The sequence below is a fragment of the Leclercia sp. UBA5076 genome (genome assembly GCF_002416465.1).
Classification (GTDB): Bacteria; Pseudomonadota; Gammaproteobacteria; order Enterobacterales; family Enterobacteriaceae; genus Enterobacter.
This window is the reverse complement of sequence record NZ_DIAO01000013.1, coordinates 128,772-144,372: the sequence shown is the minus strand read 5'-3', so window position 1 is coordinate 144,372 and position 15,601 is coordinate 128,772. Positions and strand designations below refer to the sequence as shown.

The window sequence follows — 15,601 nt, the reverse complement described above, 5'->3', positions numbered from 1 at the left end:
TTTTTAAACAATTACATCATTAGTTGATAACAATCCTCTACTATGAGCGGTGTCATTTTGCGCAGAGGTAGAGATGAAAGACGTCGTGATAGTGGGTGCATTGCGTACCGCAATCGGCTGTTTCCAGGGAGCGCTCTCACGCCACTCGGCGGTTGAGTTAGGCAGCGTGGTGGTTCGCGCGCTGGTGGAGCGAAGCGGCATTGAGGGACACGAGATCGACGAAGTGATCCTCGGTCAGGTGCTGACCGCAGGCGCCGGGCAAAACCCTGCCCGCCAGGCGGCGCTGAAGGGAGGATTACCCAATACCGTCTCTGCCATCACCATCAACGACGTGTGCGGCTCCGGTTTGAAGGCGCTGCATCTGGCGACCCAGGCGATCCAGTGCGGCGAAGCCGATGTGGTGATCGCGGGCGGCCAGGAGAACATGAGCCGTGCCCCGCACGTGCTCACCGACAGCCGTACCGGGGCGCAACTGGGCAACAGCCAGCTTATCGACAGCCTGGTGCATGACGGGCTGTGGGATGCCTTCAACGATTACCATATGGGGGTCACGGCAGAGAACCTGGCGCGTGAATATGGCATCTCCCGTGAGCTGCAGGACGCCTATGCCCTCAGTTCCCAGCATAAGGCCCGGGCGGCCATCGACGCGGGCCGTTTTCGCGACGAGATCGTACCGGTTGTCGCCCAGAAGCAGGGCGGGGAGAACCTGCTGGTGGATACAGATGAACAGCCGCGCACCGATGCCAGCGCAGAGGGGCTGGCGCTGCTGAACCCTGCCTTTGAGCTCACCGGGTCGGTCACCGCCGGGAATGCCTCCTCGATTAATGACGGGGCCGCCGCAGTGATGATGATGAGCGAGAGCAAAGCCGAAGCGCTGAATCTGCCGGTACTGGCGCGCATCAAAGCCTTTGCCAGCGTGGGTGTTGATCCCGCCTTAATGGGGATCGCCCCGGTTCACGCCACGCGCCGCTGTCTTGAACGGGCAGGCTGGCAGCTGGCGGATGTGGATTTGATCGAAGTGAACGAAGCCTTTGCTGCCCAGGCGCTGTCGGTGGGCAAAATGCTGGAGTGGGACGAACGCCGGGTGAATGTTAACGGTGGAGCGATCGCCCTGGGTCACCCCATTGGCGCATCGGGCTGCCGTATCCTGGTCTCACTGGTGCATGAGATGGTAAAACGCGATGCGCGTAAAGGGCTGGCTACGCTGTGTATCGGCGGCGGACAGGGCGTGGCGTTGGCTATAGAAAGATAATTCGCGTTGATATATATCAATCCAAATAAGCCTCCGATCCCGGAGGCTTATTTGTTTGTGAGCTTCATCATATTTTTACCTCCTGTCAGTAAAATCTCAATCATCCGCAAAATAGTTAACTTATTCCTTGAATCGCTAATAACGATTTAGTGTGATCGCGATCCTTTAAATTCCCCTTAAAAGTCAACATTTGTTGATATTGCTCACGGCTGGGTTTGCCAAAAAAAATGAAACAGATAATTACGATCGAGATCACTAAAATTACGTTTATTAAAAAATAAAATGCAATTCCATAAAAACGAAACATCATTTTAAACGAGGGTTTTTCCATGTTTAAGAAATCTCTGGTCCTTGCTTCACTTATTGGCGCTTCTTTCGCAGCTCAGGCTGTCACCGTGGATCTGCGTCACGAATATATCGATAGCGGCTCGAACGCCGACCGTGTTTCGGTTTCGCACCGTTTCGAAAATGGCTTTGGTTTCTCAGTAGAAGCAAAATGGAAATCTGGCGGCGATAAAGCTGACCAGCCATTTGCGGACGTGGTGGGTAACGGCCATGAAGATCAGATTAGCTGGCGCTGGAAAGCGAACCAGAACATTGCGTTAACACCAGGCTTTACCCTCGAAAGTAAAGACAGCTTCACCATTTATAAACCCTATCTGCACGCGCAATATAGCTTCGATAATGGCTTCTATGTGGCTGCCCGTTATCGCTATGACTACACCCGTTATCCGTCAAGCGCGAATAAAGACGACGATAAAGTTAACCGTGGCGACGCCTGGGTTGGTTGGGTAATGGGCGACTGGCGTACCGAGCTGAACTACGTATACGCGAAAAGTACAGAAGGGAATATTCGTAACAACAATAAAGATTACTCCCAGGAATATAACGTTAAGCTGGCGTACAAAATTGATAAGAACTGGGCTCCGTATGGCGAAGTGGGTAACGTTGGTGTGAAAGATACCGATGAGCGTCAGACCCGTCTTCGTGTCGGCGTAGCTTATTCATTCTAATAATAAGCAATACCTCCGGGATAAACCGGCTCTCAGGAGCCGGTTTTTTTGCGTCTGTAATGTATTATTTTTGCGGTTTATGCCTTATCAGCAGATAAAAAAAGCCCTCCATAAAGGAGGGCAAGGCCAGTTACAGGAACACAAACACAAACATTATTCTCGCAACATTTCTGGTTGCTCAGGAAGCTTCGCAATATAGAGAGCAGGTTTGCCATCTTTATCGGAACTAAACAGCACCGCTTTATCATCCGGGGTAAAGGAGGGGTGCGGGTGAGTGACCTGACGGCTGTTTGCCACGGTTGCCCAGGAGGTATCGTGACGCGCGATACGGAAATACGCCTCTTTCGCCACGTCGAATGCATAAAGATACGGATCGTTATCGATGGTGTAACCGCTGGTATCTTTCACATCGACCGGCGTACCGGAACCATCACCGACCAGCAGCGTGCCGTCAAAGTTACTCATCAGGTGTGAACAGGCAGGCATCTTCATGACCGCGCGGTTCTCACCGGTATCCGGATTGAAGCTATACACGGTACGTCCTTGCTCACCTTTCAGGTAAGAGACATAGACCAGCGCTGAGCCATTCGGTACCCAGAATTCATGGGTGCAGCTTTCGCCTGCGGCGTGCTCTTTCACCTTGCGAACGTTGCTGCCGTCTTCGTTGACCATCCACATACGGGCATCCACCAGATCGTGCGGGCCTTCATGACAGAACGCGACGGTACTGTCGTCAAACGGACGGTAAATCGGGTGGCCCAGCCAGTTCTTCTCTTCATGGATTACGCTGCTTTCACCGGTCTGCAGATCGACCCTCAGCAGGCGGCAGTGTGGGCCTTTATGGAAGAAGTCGTGGAAGATTTTCCAGTCGTTGAGCGGCGTCCAGTCGCTCTTCGCAATTTCGATGCCCACCAGTTTGGTGCAGTCGCTGTTGGCCACCCAGGTGCCATAGCCGACCCAGTCGTCGCTGACGCGATAGACTTCACGCTCCTCTAGGGTGGTCAGATTGACTTCCCGCAGGGTGCGATCATTCTTAACGTAATAGAGGGATTTATCATCCGGTGAGAGGAAGCCGCCAAAGGTGTTATCGCCTGCGCCTTCGGTTAACTGCACCGCTTCGGCGTTTTTCAGATCCAGCAGATAGTAGTTCCAGTGGCCATCGAATTCACCCGCAAACAGCAGGTGGTTGCCATCGTTGAAAAAGCACTTTTGATAGAAGTAGTTACGGTGACAGGTAACTTCAGGGGGGGTCAGGCGGGTCACTTCCACGCCTGTATCCGGATCGCGGCTGACCTCATAGTTCAGTTTGACCCGCATACCTTTTGCCATGATGCGCTCCTTGAATTCGACGGCAGGATCGCGCCTGCGGTCCGATTGGTAAATATGAGTTTAAAAACTGGGTGTTAAAATATCAAAACAATGTTTCACTGTGTGTGACTGGTGGCGCACTTCTGAAGGAAAAGCGTGCTGATTCATCAATATGATTAATTTTGTTCAGTTTTTTCTCATGACCTCATCCATTTTTTATTTTTTTATAACCTTTTGTTTAATATGAAAAATAACTGACTTGATTTAAAAAAATAATCTAAGAAAAGCTTGTCAACTCCCTGACAATCGTGATCGGAACTACAGTTTTGAGATTATCATGCAGAAAAAGTGAAACATCGTTTTGAATGTAATTGAAAACCTATTTCACAGCAGATAATATGTGCTCATCATGAAAACGGAACACCGTTTTGTTAATTATCCAGGCCGTCGCGGCCGATAAATTCTGGAGGTTAATGTGGAAGTCAGACAAAGCATCCACAGCGCGCATGCAAAAACGCTGGATACCCAGGGTCTGCGTGATGAGTTTTTAGTCGAGAAAGTGTTTGTCGCAGATGAATACACCATGGTGTACAGCCACATTGACCGCATCATCGTTGGCGGCATTATGCCAGTTGCCAAAACGGTTTCTGTGGGTGGGGAAGTGGGCAAGCAGCTTGGCGTCAGCTTCTTCCTGGAGCGTCGCGAGTTGGGCGTGATCAACATTGGCGGCCCGGGCACCATTACCGTTGACGGTCAGTGCTATGAGATCGGCCATCGCGATGCGTTGTACGTCGGGAAAGGTGCACAGGAAGTGATATTTGCCAGCGTCGATAGTAACAAACCGGCGAAGTTCTACTACAACTGCGCCCCGGCACATACTACCTACCCAACCAAAAAAGTGACCCCGGCAGACGTTGCTCCGGTCACCCTGGGTGACAACCTCACCAGCAACCGCCGCACCATCAACAAATACTTCGTTCCAGATGTGCTGGAAACCTGCCAGCTCAGCATGGGTCTGACCGAGCTTGAGCCAGGCAACCTGTGGAACACCATGCCGTGCCATACCCACGAGCGCCGCATGGAAGTGTACTTCTACTTCAATATGGAAGAAGACGCCTGTGTATTCCATATGATGGGTCAGCCGCAGGAGACACGCCATATCGTGATGCATAACGAGCAGGCGGTCATCTCTCCAAGCTGGTCTATTCACTCCGGCGTAGGCACGCGTGCCTATACCTTCATCTGGGGCATGGTAGGTGAAAACCAGGTCTTCGATGATATGGACCACGTTGCCGTTAAGGATCTGCGCTAGTCGCGGACAGTTAAGCATAAACTTGCCTGTTCGTTCAGGCGCTGAAAGACTAAGGATAAAAAATGATTCTGGATGCATTTTCTTTGCAAGGTAAAGTTGCGGTTGTGACCGGTTGTGACACTGGCCTCGGTCAGGGCATGGCGTTGGGGCTGGCAGAAGCGGGCTGCGACATCGTGGGGATCAACATCGTTGAGCCGCAGGAGACCATCGAGCGTGTAACCGCGCTGGGCCGTCGTTTCCTGAGCCTGACCGCTGACCTGCGTAAGATCGACGCTATCCCTGAGCTGCTTGACCGTGCGGTTGCGGAATTCGGTAAAATCGACATTCTGGTGAACAACGCCGGTCTGATCCGTCGTGAAGATGCGATCAACTTCAGTGAGCAGGACTGGGATGACGTCATGAACCTGAACATCAAGAGCGTATTCTTCATGTCTCAGGCGGCGGCGAAGCACTTCATCGCGCAGGGCAACGGCGGCAAAATCATTAACATCGCCTCCATGCTCTCCTTCCAGGGCGGCATCCGTGTGCCTTCTTATACCGCTTCCAAGAGCGGCGTTATGGGCGTAACCCGTCTGCTGGCGAACGAATGGGCGCAGCACAACATCAACGTAAACGCCATTGCGCCGGGCTACATGGCCACCAACAACACCCAGCAGCTACGTGCTGACGAAGAGCGTAGCGCAGCTATCCTCGAGCGTATCCCTGCGGGTCGTTGGGGTCTGCCAAGCGATCTGATGGGGCCGGTGGTGTTCCTGGCCTCCAGCGCATCTGACTATATCAATGGCTACACCGTAGCGGTTGATGGCGGCTGGCTGGCGCGTTAATTCCTGCTCAGGTCAAAAAACCTCTGCCCCAGGGCGGAGGTTTTTTTTGACCTGGATAAGCCATTGTCCATATAGCAAAAATATAAAAATCCATAAGCATTTTACGAAAATTGCATGGATCACACATTTAATTTCTATAAATCATTCAGTTAACAAAAATTGAGTAATTTTCAAGCTTGTTTTAAAGTGTAATGTCCATCACAGATCGCACATTGCCAGCTGAAAAATCCATATTTTCACGTTATACGACCTGACACTTCTTCAGGGTTTCTCGTAATTTCGATTAACGTCTTACGCTGTTCAGGCAGGAAAATATGACATCTATAAACGACTCTACCTTTATGCCCCGCGCCCTTCGCGATACCCGAAGGATGAACCTGTTTGTTTCTGTGTCCGCGGCGGTAGCCGGTTTACTGTTTGGGCTGGATATCGGCGTCATTGCCGGTGCGTTACCCTTTATCACCGATCACTTCACGCTCAGCAATCGCCTGCAGGAGTGGGTAGTGAGCAGTATGATGCTGGGCGCAGCCGTAGGGGCGCTATTCAACGGCTGGCTCTCGTTCCGCCTGGGCCGAAAATATAGCCTGATGGTGGGAGCCATTCTGTTTGTGGTCGGCTCATTGGGTTCCGCGTTTGCCACAGGCGTTGAAGCGTTACTGCTTTCTCGCGTGCTGCTGGGTGTGGCCGTGGGGATCGCCTCCTATACCGCCCCCCTTTATCTGTCAGAGATGGCGAGCGAGGACGTGCGCGGCAAAATGATCAGCATGTACCAGCTGATGGTGACCCTCGGAATTGTGCTGGCCTTTCTTTCTGACACCTATTTCAGCTACAGCGGCAACTGGCGCGCCATGCTGGGTGTACTGGCATTACCGGCAATATTGCTGATTGTGCTGGTGATTTTTTTGCCCAACAGTCCACGGTGGCTGGCGCAAAAAGGGCGACACGTCGAGGCGGAAGAAGTGCTGCGGATGCTGCGCGATACCTCTGAGAAAGCGCGTGAAGAGCTGAACGAGATCCGCGAAAGCCTCAAGCTTAAACAGGGGGGCTGGTCGTTGTTCAGAGTCAACCGCAACGTGCGCCGTGCGGTATTTCTCGGCATGCTGCTGCAGGCGATGCAGCAGTTTACCGGCATGAACATCATCATGTATTACGCGCCACGTATTTTTAAAATGGCCGGATTCACCACCACCGAGCAGCAGATGATCGCCACGCTGGTGGTGGGGCTGACCTTTATGTTTGCCACCTTTATTGCAGTATTTACCGTCGATAAAGCGGGCCGTAAGCCTGCCCTTAAAATTGGTTTCAGCGTGATGGCGCTGGGGACGCTGATTCTGGGCTATTGTCTGATGCAGTTTGATAACGGTACGGCGTCCAGCGGCTTATCCTGGTTGTCCGTGGGTATGACGATGATGTGCATCGCCGGTTACGCGATGAGTGCCGCGCCGGTGGTGTGGATCCTCTGCTCAGAAATTCAGCCCCTGAAATGCCGCGACTTTGGGATCACCTGTTCCACCACCACTAACTGGGTGTCGAACATGATCATTGGCGCCACCTTCCTGACTCTGCTGGATGCGATCGGCGCGGCGGGAACCTTCTGGCTTTATACGGTGCTGAACGTGGCATTTATTGGCATCACCTTCTGGCTGGTTCCGGAAACGAAAGGCGTCACCCTGGAACACATTGAGCGCAAGCTGATGACAGGGGAGAAGTTACGGAATATCGGGGTATAACAGATTGCCCGGCGGCGCTTGCCGGGCATGGGGTTTTGTAGGCCGGGTAAGGCGTAGCCGCCACCCGGCTTTTTTACACCCGGGCGAGGTACAGCGCTGGCATCCCTTCTTCGTCGGAGGTATAGAGCACCCACTGATTATCCGGTGAAAACGACGGATGCGGATGGGTCACCTGGCGGTCGCCGTCGAGCACTTTCCAGCTGGTGTTGTGCTGGCAGATGGCGGTTTGCGTGCCTTTGGCAATATCGAACACCCAGATAAAGGGATCGTTCAGGCTGATATTGCCGGTGTTGTGTGGCGCGCCGTCGCCGACGATCAGCGACCCGTCGTGGTTACTCATCAGATGGGAGCAGGGCGGGATCGCCATCAGCTGGCGATTTTCCAGGGTGGCGGGATCGGCGCTGAACAGATAGCGCTGAGGATCGTTCTCCTTGTGCGCCACGTAATAGAGCGCGGAGCCGTCAGGCACCCAGAACTCGTGGGTAAAACTCTCCCCCTCAGCATGCTGGCGCACCTTGCGCAGATTGCTGCCATCCTCGTTAATCAGCCACATGCGGGCGTCGATCGCATCCCGTGGCCCTTCGTGACAAAACGCCACGGTATTATCGTCAAAAGGACGGTAGATCGGGTGTCCGAGCCAGCGCTTTTCCTGCAAAATCACGCGGCGTTCGCCGGTTTGCAGGTCGATATTGATCAGGCGGCATTCCGGGTGGGTAAAGTAAAACGCGCGGAATTTGCTCCAGTCGGTGAGCGGCTGCCAGTCGCTTTTTTTAATCTCGATACCTACCAGCTTCGTGCAGTCCGAGTTTGCCACCCAGGTACCGTAGGCCACCCAGTCGTCATCGACCTCATAGACCACATACTCCTCCAGACTCCCGAGGTCGACGCGCCGCAGTTCGCGGCTGTTTTTCACATACCACAGCGAGCGATCGTCCGTGGAGAGGAAGCCGCCAAAGGTGTTATCTCCCGCGCCCTCGGTAAGCTGGATCGCCTGCTGCTGCGCAATGTCCAGCAGATAGTAGTTCCAGTGGCCCTCAAAGGCGCCGCCAAAGATGAGCTTGCTGCCATCACGGATAAAACATTTTTGATAGAAGTAGTTACGGTGACAGATGATGTGCGGGGGCGTCAGGCGGATCACCTCGTGTCCGGTTTCACTGTCCTGACGAGGTCGAAAACGCAGGGGAATGATTTTTCCTTTCATAGTATGTTCCTTCAGATAAAAAAATACCCCACCGCATAACGGTAGGGTATTGATAACGTATGGGAATTAGCGCATTGCGCGTTTCAGGATACGTTCAGCCTGACGCTGGAAGTCAGCGGCTGTCTCTTCAACGGTTTTCTGGCCATAGTCGATGTACTGCAGCGAGGTACCGAACTGTGCCACGATCTGCGGGTCATCAAAGTATGGCGACACAGAGAGTTTCGCTGGCAGAGACTGCGCCAGACGCAGACCCGCAACCGCCGGATCGTCCTCTTTGATAGCGCCGTTTTCGGTCAGGTATTTCACCGCCACTTTGCTCAGCGGTACGCCACGCTCCAGGCCCAGCGTCTCAACACCTTCTTTGCTGTTCAGCAGGAAGTTGATCACTTTCGCGGCCGCTTCCGGGTTCTTGGTCGATTTACCGATAGAGAGCATCTGTGCTGGCTTGAAGAACAGACCCGCATCGGTTGCACCCGGCAGCATTGGGTAGCTGCCCAGCTCCAGCTTCGCTGGTGGCTTCAGGTTGTCGGAATATTTTTTGATGGTAGAGTTCCACATATAGGTGCCGCCCCATTCACCCTCGATCCACGGCTTCATCTCATACATGTTGCTCTTACCGAACGACGCATAGTACTTGGTGTCCGGCATGACATGGCTGTCGATCAGCTTTTTATAGGTCTGGAAGAACTCAACCCACTGCTCTTTGGTGTAGGAGAATTTTTTCGCCTTCTCGTCCACCGCCGGGATGTTGTACTTCTGGATCATGTAGGAGTTCAGCAGCGCCAGGGTATCCTGGTGCTCGAGAATAACCGGGTAGTACTGTTTACCCAGTTTGCTCTCGAAGGCTTTACCCGCCGCCATCAGCTCATCCCAGGTTTTCGGGTATTCGACGCCCGCTTTTTTCCAGGTTTCATCGTTGAAGTAGAAGACGCGCGCGGTCACGGAGATCGGAATACCGTTCAGCTTGCCGTTGACCGTGGTCGACTGCAGCTCTTTTGGATCGAACTGGGACAGATCGATCACATCTTTCATTTTGTTCAGGTCGTAGAAGCCGTCGCCGGTTTTAGAGAAGATCGGCAGCCAGTTCCAGTTAGTCTGCATCACGTCCGGCTCGGTGCCGCCCGCAATCTGCGTGGTCAGACGCGAGAGGTGACCATCCCAGCCGGTGTATTCCGACTTCACGTTAATATCCGGGTGCTGTTTGTGGAACTCTTCCAGGGCTTTCAGCGTGACCTGGTGACGGCCATTGCCGCCCCACCAGGACATACGCAGATCGGTGCTGTCCGCAGCAAAAGTGGGTAGGGCACTCATTCCAAAGGTAGCGGAGATAACGGCGCTTAAAAGCACTTTTTTCATTTTTATAACTCCATTAAAGAGAGATGTTCTGTTCAGTTTTTGCGTCAAAAATATGACACTTATTCATATCAAACTTAAAGTAAACCTTACGGTGAAGGCCCTTGTTGATCATGGGTTTAGCTTCATCGGAAGGAATTCGGGCTGTCAGTTCGTACTCGCCAACTTTCAGGTAAACAAAGAATTCATGGCCCATATTTTCGGCGCGGACCATCTCACCGGTGCAGCAACCTTCAGCGAACGGCTCATCGGAGATAGAGACAAAATCAGGGCGAATGCCGTAGAAAATCTCCTTATCCGCGTGACCGGCCACTTTCTCTTTCAGCTCTGGGCTTAACGGCATGGTCTGGTTGCCGATGGTCAGGGAGAGTTGACCCTCCTGTTGCACCAGCTTGCTGGCGCGGATGTTCATCTCCGGTGAGCCGATAAAGCCCGCGACGAACATGTTTTTCGGTTTGTGATACAGGTTGTCCGGGGTATCTACCTGCATGATGTGGCCGAGCTTCATCACGCAGATGCGGTCGCCCATGGTCATCGCTTCGGTCTGGTCGTGCGTCACGTAGACGGTGGTCGCCGGTTTGCCGGAGGCCTTCAGCTGCTTGTGCAGATCCGAAATACGGATACGCATCGAGGCACGCAGTTTGGCGTCGAGGTTGGAGAGCGGTTCGTCGAACAGGAACACGTCTGGCTTTTTCACAATCGCGCGGCCGACGGCCACACGCTGCGCCTGACCGCCCGAAAGCTGACGCGGCAGGCGGTCGAGCAGCTCTTCCAGCTCAAGGATTTTTGCCGCTTCGTTCACCTGGGCCTCAATCTGCGCTTTAGGCAGCTTGCTCAGCTTCAGGCCGAAGGCGAGGTTTTCCCGCACGGTCATGTGTGGGTAGAGCGCATAGTTCTGGAACACCATCGCAATCCCGCGCTCTTTTGGCGCGAGGTTGTTAACGATTTTATCGCCGATACGCACTTCACCGCCGCTGATGGTCTCCAGACCGGCCAGCATACGCAGGGTAGTGGACTTCGCGCAGCCGGAAGGGCCGACGATGACCATGAACTCACCTTCAGCGATTGAAAGGTCGATAGCATGTACCGCTTTGAAGCCGTTGGAGTAGACCTTTTCCAGTTTGTTGAAAATAACTTCAGCCATGATATTTCCCTCTTAACCTTTAATTCCGCTGCTGGTTACGCCCTGTACGAAGTAGCGCTGTGCCAGGAAGAAGACAATGATGGATGGCAGGATGGAGATGCTCGCCATTGCCAGAATTTCGTTCCACGGCGCCCCTTCGGTGACGTCAATGGACATTTTCAGAGCCAGTGCAATCGGGTATTTATCCACGCTGTAGACATAAATCAGCGGCCCGATAAAGTCGTTCATTGACCACATGAACTGGAACAGTGCCACGGAGATAATGGCCGGCTTCAGGATTGGCACCACCACGTACCAGAGCACCTGAATGGAGTTACAGCCGTCAATCTGCGCGGCCTCTTCCATGTCACGCGGTACGCCGCGCAGGAACTGGATCAGCATGAAGACGAAGAACCCTTGCGTGGCGAAGGCCAGCGGCAGGTAGAGCGGCATATAGCTGTTCAGCATGCCCATTTCACGGAACATCAGGTACTGCGGGATCAACAGTACGGTGCTTGGCAGCAACATGGTGGTAATCAGCGTCGCGAACCAGAACTTCTTCCACGGGATCTCGAAGCGGGCAAAGCCGTACGCCACGATGGTGGAGGAGATAATGGTCAGGATCACTTTCGGGATTACATACTTAAAGGTGTTCAGCATGTAATGGCCGAAGTTGTACTCGGTACCGGTTTTCCAGCCGTTTACAAAGCCGTCCCAGGTGGCGTGTGCGGGCCACAGACTGAGGGTGGTGAAGATCTCGTGGTTCGGTTTGAACGACGCCGAGAACATCCACACCAGCGGATAGAGCATCAGCAGGCCAACAAACAGCAGGATCACATAGCGAATGGTGGCGCTAATTTTTTCACGACGCTGAGTACGCGCCACTTCACGCTCTGCGATGCTTCTCGCCGTGGAGAGTTGTTGAATATCAGCCATTTTTGCCTCCTTTATCGGCGGAGTAGAAGACCCAGTATTTCGAAGACTTAAAGGCGATAGCGGCAAAGACAGCGACCACCAGGAACAGGATCCAGGCCAGCGCAGCGCCGTAACCCATGTCAAAGTACTTAAATGCGGTATCGTAGATGTAGAGTGAGAACAGGTAGGTGGAGTAGGTTGGTCCACCGCCGGTAATAACATACGGACCGGTAAATTCCTGGAACGCCTGGGTGGTCTGCATGATGAAGTTGAAGAAGATAACCGGCGTGATCAGCGGCACGGTCACTTTCATGAACATCTGCCATTTGGAGGCACCGTCAATCATCGCGGCTTCGTACTGCGACTGCGGCACGTTCTGCAGGGCAGCCAGGAAGATCACCATGGCAGAGCCGAACTGCCAGACACGCAGCAGGGTCACGGACATCAGCGCCAGAGACGGTTCGCCCAGCCAGTTCACCGGGTCAAAACCAAAGACGCCAATGAAGCTGTTCAGCAGGCCATCAATCGCGAACAGCGCACGCCACAGAACGGCAATCGCAACGGAGCTGCCGAGAATAGACGGAATATAATAAGCGGTACGGAAGAAGCCGATGCCGCGCAGTTTAAAGTTCAGAACAAACGCAATACCCAGCGCAAAGGCCAGCTTTAACGGGATAGTCAAAAATACGTAGGCAAAGGTCACGCCCATGGATTTCCAGAAGAGGGTATCTTCCGTAAACATGTAGCGATAGTTTTCTACGCCGTTAAATACGGGCGGGCTCATCAAATCGTACTCAGTAAAACTGAGGAAGAAAGATGAGACAAAGGGGAAGGCAGTGAAGAGTATCAACCCAATTATGTAGGGTGATATCCAGGCTAGCCCCAGCATCTTGTTTTCATTCATACATACCTACCTGGTAATTAATGGTTTAAAACGGAATCTGCCCGGCTCTGCCCGCTTAACAGCAAGCGAACAGCGGAATGCGTCTGGTGCGAAATTTCACGGCGGTATCTCCTTTTACCTGTTTGTGAGTGCCGGTAATGCCGGGCCTGTCCTGCCCGCTAAGCAATTTTTTAAAACTTATGAACCACCGTTTTCAATTTGTAAAACGTCGTTTTAATTTATTTTATTGTGATTTAAATCCACGTCATTCGATAAATAGTGGAAATGTGATCAAGGTCGAAACAGCGTTTCAATAAGGTGAGATGGGTGGCATTTTTATCGGTAGGCGCGAAAAAATGAGGGTAAAGGATCGGCTAAACGGAAGACTTTACTCAGCTATTCTGGGAATTATTGATGGCAGATACAAACTACTAATATTTGTAGCAAAAATGTAACGCAGGCCTGAAGGTAGCGAGGATATAATTAACTTGTTGAATGATTTTTCGCGAAAATAAAGCGAATTGCACTTAAGCAAAAAAAGGCGATGCCCGCGCATCGCCTTATTACTTTATTTGAGGAAGTCTTCACGAACCGGCGTGAAGGTATCCAGCAGCGTACCCGGTTTCAGGCAAACGCAGCCGTGCATAATATGCGGCTGTTTATAAAGGGTATCCCCGGCGGTCACCACATGCTTTTCTTCGCCGATGGTAAATTCGAACTCACCGGATAAAACATAAGTCAGCTGCTCGTGGGGATGGTTATGCATTGGGCCAACGGCGCCTTGCTCAAAATTGACCTCTACCGCCATCATTTTGCCATCGTGCGCCAGAATACGGCGCGTCACGCCATTACCCAGATCTTCAAGCTGTGTCTCTTTGTGGAAAATAAACATGCTCATGTCCTGTTATATAGTGAAACATCGTTTCATTTAATTTATCCCAGAGCCAGCTAAAAGGAAATGTTGAACCAGAGAACTGGAAACTCGATCACAAGTTTGCTTCACTGGTTGAAACCGGAAAGGAGAGCAAGATGAAAACCATTGGCCTGTTAGGAGGAATGAGCTGGGAGTCTACCATTCCCTATTATCGTCTGATCAACGAAGGGGTAAAACAGCGCCTGGGGGGATTACACTCGGCCAGCCTGCTGCTGCACAGCGTTGATTTTCATGAAATCGAAGCCTGCCAGTCCAGCGGCGACTGGGAAAAGGCGGGAGAGATCCTGGCAGAGGCAGCACTGGGCTTGCAGGGTGCCGGGGCGCAGGCCATTTTGCTCTGCACCAACACCATGCACAAAGTCGCTGAGCAGATTGAAACCCGCTGTTCCCTGCCGTTTCTGCATATCGCCGATGCTACCGGGCGGGCGATTACCGCGGCGGGCATGAACCGCGTGGCGCTGCTGGGTACGCGCTATACCATGGAGCAGGATTTTTACCGCGGGCGGCTGACGGCGCAGTACGGTATCGAGAGCCTGATCCCGGACGAGGCGGACCGGGCCCGGATCAATCAGATCATCTTTGAAGAGCTGTGTCTCGGCACCTTTAGCGAGGCGTCGCGCCAGTACTACCTGAGTGTGATCCGCAAGCTCGCCGATCGCGGGGCGCAGGGGGTGATCTTTGGCTGCACCGAGATTGGCCTGCTGATCCCGGCGGATAATAGCCCGATCCCGGTGTTTGATACCGCCGCGATCCACGCCGCCGATGCGGTGGAATTTATCCTTTCGTAACGGGCGAGGCTAAAAGCTCTTCCAGCGGGTCGGTGATCGCCGCCAGCCCCTGTTGCAGATGCGCGCTGAAAGCGTCCACCAGCGCCGAGGCCGGGCGGTGCAGCGGGCGGATCAGGCTCACCGTAAACGGCACCGAGAGACTGAAGCGGCGAATAACAATCCCGCTGTCGGCATAATCCAGCGCCGTCAGCGGATTGACCACCGAAATCCCCACCCCCGCGCGCACCATCGCACAGATGGAGGCCGCGCTGTGCGTCTCCACCACCATGCGTCGCTTCACCTGATGCTCGGCAAAAAGCTGGTCCAACAGCTGTCGGTAACTGTCGGTGCGCGACAGGCTGATGTAGTTCTGCCCCTGGAAATCACCCGGCGTCAGCACCGCTTTTGCACCAAGGGGATGGCTGGCGGGCAGGACGCACACCTCATCTAATGACAGCAGCTCGTGACGCGCGGTGCCCGCTGGGGTGGCGAGGGTTTCGGTCAGACCAAGATCGTGGCGCTGAGCCGAGAGCCACTCCTCCAGCAGGGGCGACTCCTGGGGCACGATGGTCAGGTTCACGTCCGGGTAGCGGGCAAGAAACGGCTGTAGCAGGGCGGGTAAAAATGATTGGGAGAAGACCGGCAGGCAGACGACGGAGAGCTCGCCCTGGCGAAACTCGCGCAGGCTGTCGGCGGCGCTGACGATGCGGTCCAGCCCGTACCAGGATCGCTGCACCTCTTCGAAAAGCCGCAGCCCCTGCACCGTAGGGTGTAGCCGCCCGCGGGTGCGCTCGAACAGCGTCAGGCCGATCACCTTCTCGAAGCGCGCCAGCTCGCGGCTCACCGTCGGCTGCGAGGTGTGCAGCAGACGCGCGGCTTCGGTCAGGTTCCCGGCGGTCATCACCGCGTGGAAAATCTCAATATGGCGTAAATTCACAGCGGGCATGGCAGCAACCTGGTTGAAAATAATCCATATCATTTTTGCA

At 53.5% G+C, this 15,601-nt stretch carries 14 protein-coding genes; 6 read left to right on the top strand and 8 right to left on the bottom strand.

What is annotated here, in order from left to right:
• The first annotated feature begins 73 nt into the window (after window positions 1–73).
• Window positions 74–1,252, top strand: a complete 1,179-nt coding sequence (locus tag B3X29_RS13250; protein ID WP_103176858.1) for an acetyl-CoA C-acetyltransferase — start codon at window positions 74–76, stop codon at window positions 1,250–1,252.
• A 329-nt stretch (window positions 1,253–1,581) separates the two neighbouring features.
• On the top strand, window positions 1,582–2,265 hold the full coding sequence (locus tag B3X29_RS13245) for a porin (protein WP_103176857.1): 684 nt from the start codon (window positions 1,582–1,584) through the stop codon (window positions 2,263–2,265).
• 153 nt (window positions 2,266–2,418) lie between these two features.
• Here the strand turns inward: B3X29_RS13245 and B3X29_RS13240 are convergent, their stop codons facing one another.
• Complete coding sequence (locus tag B3X29_RS13240; protein WP_159339825.1) at window positions 2,419–3,594, bottom strand: oligogalacturonate lyase family protein; 1,176 nt, start codon at window positions 3,592–3,594, stop codon at window positions 2,419–2,421.
• Window positions 3,595–4,048: 454 nt separating this feature from the next.
• Here B3X29_RS13240 and kduI point away from each other — a divergent pair, with 454 nt between their 5' ends.
• The 3 genes from kduI to araE all read left to right on the top strand — a co-directional run bounded on the left by kduI (window position 4,049) and on the right by araE (window position 7,439).
• The gene (gene kduI, locus B3X29_RS13235) at window positions 4,049–4,885 is read left to right on the top strand and encodes a 5-dehydro-4-deoxy-D-glucuronate isomerase (RefSeq protein ID WP_159339824.1); all 837 of its coding nucleotides are present in this window, start codon (window positions 4,049–4,051) and stop codon (window positions 4,883–4,885) included.
• Window positions 4,886–4,947: 62 nt separating this feature from the next.
• Complete coding sequence (kduD, locus tag B3X29_RS13230; RefSeq protein ID WP_103176854.1) at window positions 4,948–5,709, top strand: 2-dehydro-3-deoxy-D-gluconate 5-dehydrogenase KduD; 762 nt, start codon at window positions 4,948–4,950, stop codon at window positions 5,707–5,709.
• Between the two features lie 296 nt (window positions 5,710–6,005).
• Window positions 6,006–7,439: an arabinose-proton symporter AraE gene (araE, locus tag B3X29_RS13225; protein WP_259935569.1), complete on the top strand. Its 1,434-nt coding sequence runs from the start codon at window positions 6,006–6,008 to the stop codon at window positions 7,437–7,439.
• A gap of 73 nt (window positions 7,440–7,512) precedes the next feature.
• Here the strand turns inward: araE and B3X29_RS13220 are convergent, their stop codons facing one another.
• The 6 genes from B3X29_RS13220 to B3X29_RS13195 all read right to left on the bottom strand — a co-directional run bounded on the left by B3X29_RS13220 (window position 7,513) and on the right by B3X29_RS13195 (window position 13,806).
• Window positions 7,513–8,640, bottom strand: a complete 1,128-nt coding sequence (locus B3X29_RS13220) for an oligogalacturonate lyase family protein (RefSeq protein WP_159339823.1) — start codon at window positions 8,638–8,640, stop codon at window positions 7,513–7,515.
• A gap of 66 nt (window positions 8,641–8,706) precedes the next feature.
• Complete coding sequence (locus tag B3X29_RS13215; protein WP_103176851.1) at window positions 8,707–9,996, bottom strand: ABC transporter substrate-binding protein; 1,290 nt, start codon at window positions 9,994–9,996, stop codon at window positions 8,707–8,709.
• Between the two features lie 13 nt (window positions 9,997–10,009).
• On the bottom strand, window positions 10,010–11,137 hold the full coding sequence (locus B3X29_RS13210; RefSeq protein ID WP_159339822.1) for an ABC transporter ATP-binding protein: 1,128 nt from the start codon (window positions 11,135–11,137) through the stop codon (window positions 10,010–10,012).
• Between the two features lie 12 nt (window positions 11,138–11,149).
• Window positions 11,150–12,052, bottom strand: coding sequence for a carbohydrate ABC transporter permease (locus tag B3X29_RS13205; protein ID WP_103176849.1), 903 nt, complete (start codon window positions 12,050–12,052; stop codon window positions 11,150–11,152).
• A complete protein-coding gene (locus B3X29_RS13200; protein ID WP_103176848.1) occupies window positions 12,045–12,935 on the bottom strand; it encodes a carbohydrate ABC transporter permease in 891 nt (296 codons plus the stop codon). Before B3X29_RS13200 ends, B3X29_RS13205 begins: the two co-directional genes overlap by 8 nt.
• A 547-nt stretch (window positions 12,936–13,482) precedes the next feature.
• On the bottom strand, window positions 13,483–13,806 hold the full coding sequence (locus B3X29_RS13195) for a cupin domain-containing protein (protein WP_039029883.1): 324 nt from the start codon (window positions 13,804–13,806) through the stop codon (window positions 13,483–13,485).
• A gap of 137 nt (window positions 13,807–13,943) precedes the next feature.
• Here B3X29_RS13195 and B3X29_RS13190 point away from each other — a divergent pair, with 137 nt between their 5' ends.
• On the top strand, window positions 13,944–14,636 hold the full coding sequence (locus B3X29_RS13190) for an aspartate/glutamate racemase (protein WP_159339821.1): 693 nt from the start codon (window positions 13,944–13,946) through the stop codon (window positions 14,634–14,636).
• Here B3X29_RS13190 and B3X29_RS13185 read toward each other — a convergent pair.
• Window positions 14,623–15,561, bottom strand: a complete 939-nt coding sequence (locus tag B3X29_RS13185; protein WP_159339820.1) for a LysR family transcriptional regulator — start codon at window positions 15,559–15,561, stop codon at window positions 14,623–14,625. The genes B3X29_RS13190 and B3X29_RS13185 overlap by 14 nt on opposite strands.
• Between the last annotated feature and the right edge of the window lie 40 nt (window positions 15,562–15,601).

Excerpts from the sequence above, each read along its gene's own strand:
- B3X29_RS13215 (WP_103176851.1), bottom strand. The coding sequence starts at position 9,996 with ATGAAAAAAGTGCTTTTAAGCGCCGTTATCTCCGCTACCTTTGGAATG.
- B3X29_RS13195 (WP_039029883.1), bottom strand. The coding sequence starts at position 13,806 with ATGTTTATTTTCCACAAAGAGACACAGCTTGAAGATCTGGGTAATGGC.
- B3X29_RS13240 (WP_159339825.1), bottom strand. The coding sequence starts at position 3,594 with ATGGCAAAAGGTATGCGGGTCAAACTGAACTATGAGGTCAGCCGCGAT.
- B3X29_RS13220 (WP_159339823.1), bottom strand. The coding sequence starts at position 8,640 with ATGAAAGGAAAAATCATTCCCCTGCGTTTTCGACCTCGTCAGGACAGT.
- B3X29_RS13200 (WP_103176848.1), bottom strand. The coding sequence starts at position 12,935 with ATGAATGAAAACAAGATGCTGGGGCTAGCCTGGATATCACCCTACATA.
- B3X29_RS13190 (WP_159339821.1), top strand. The coding sequence starts at position 13,944 with ATGAAAACCATTGGCCTGTTAGGAGGAATGAGCTGGGAGTCTACCATT.
- B3X29_RS13250 (WP_103176858.1), top strand. The coding sequence starts at position 74 with ATGAAAGACGTCGTGATAGTGGGTGCATTGCGTACCGCAATCGGCTGT.
- B3X29_RS13205 (WP_103176849.1), bottom strand. The coding sequence starts at position 12,052 with ATGGCTGATATTCAACAACTCTCCACGGCGAGAAGCATCGCAGAGCGT.
- B3X29_RS13210 (WP_159339822.1), bottom strand. The coding sequence starts at position 11,137 with ATGGCTGAAGTTATTTTCAACAAACTGGAAAAGGTCTACTCCAACGGC.
- B3X29_RS13185 (WP_159339820.1), bottom strand. The coding sequence starts at position 15,561 with ATGCCCGCTGTGAATTTACGCCATATTGAGATTTTCCACGCGGTGATG.
- kduD (WP_103176854.1), top strand. The coding sequence starts at position 4,948 with ATGATTCTGGATGCATTTTCTTTGCAAGGTAAAGTTGCGGTTGTGACC.
- B3X29_RS13245 (WP_103176857.1), top strand. The coding sequence starts at position 1,582 with ATGTTTAAGAAATCTCTGGTCCTTGCTTCACTTATTGGCGCTTCTTTC.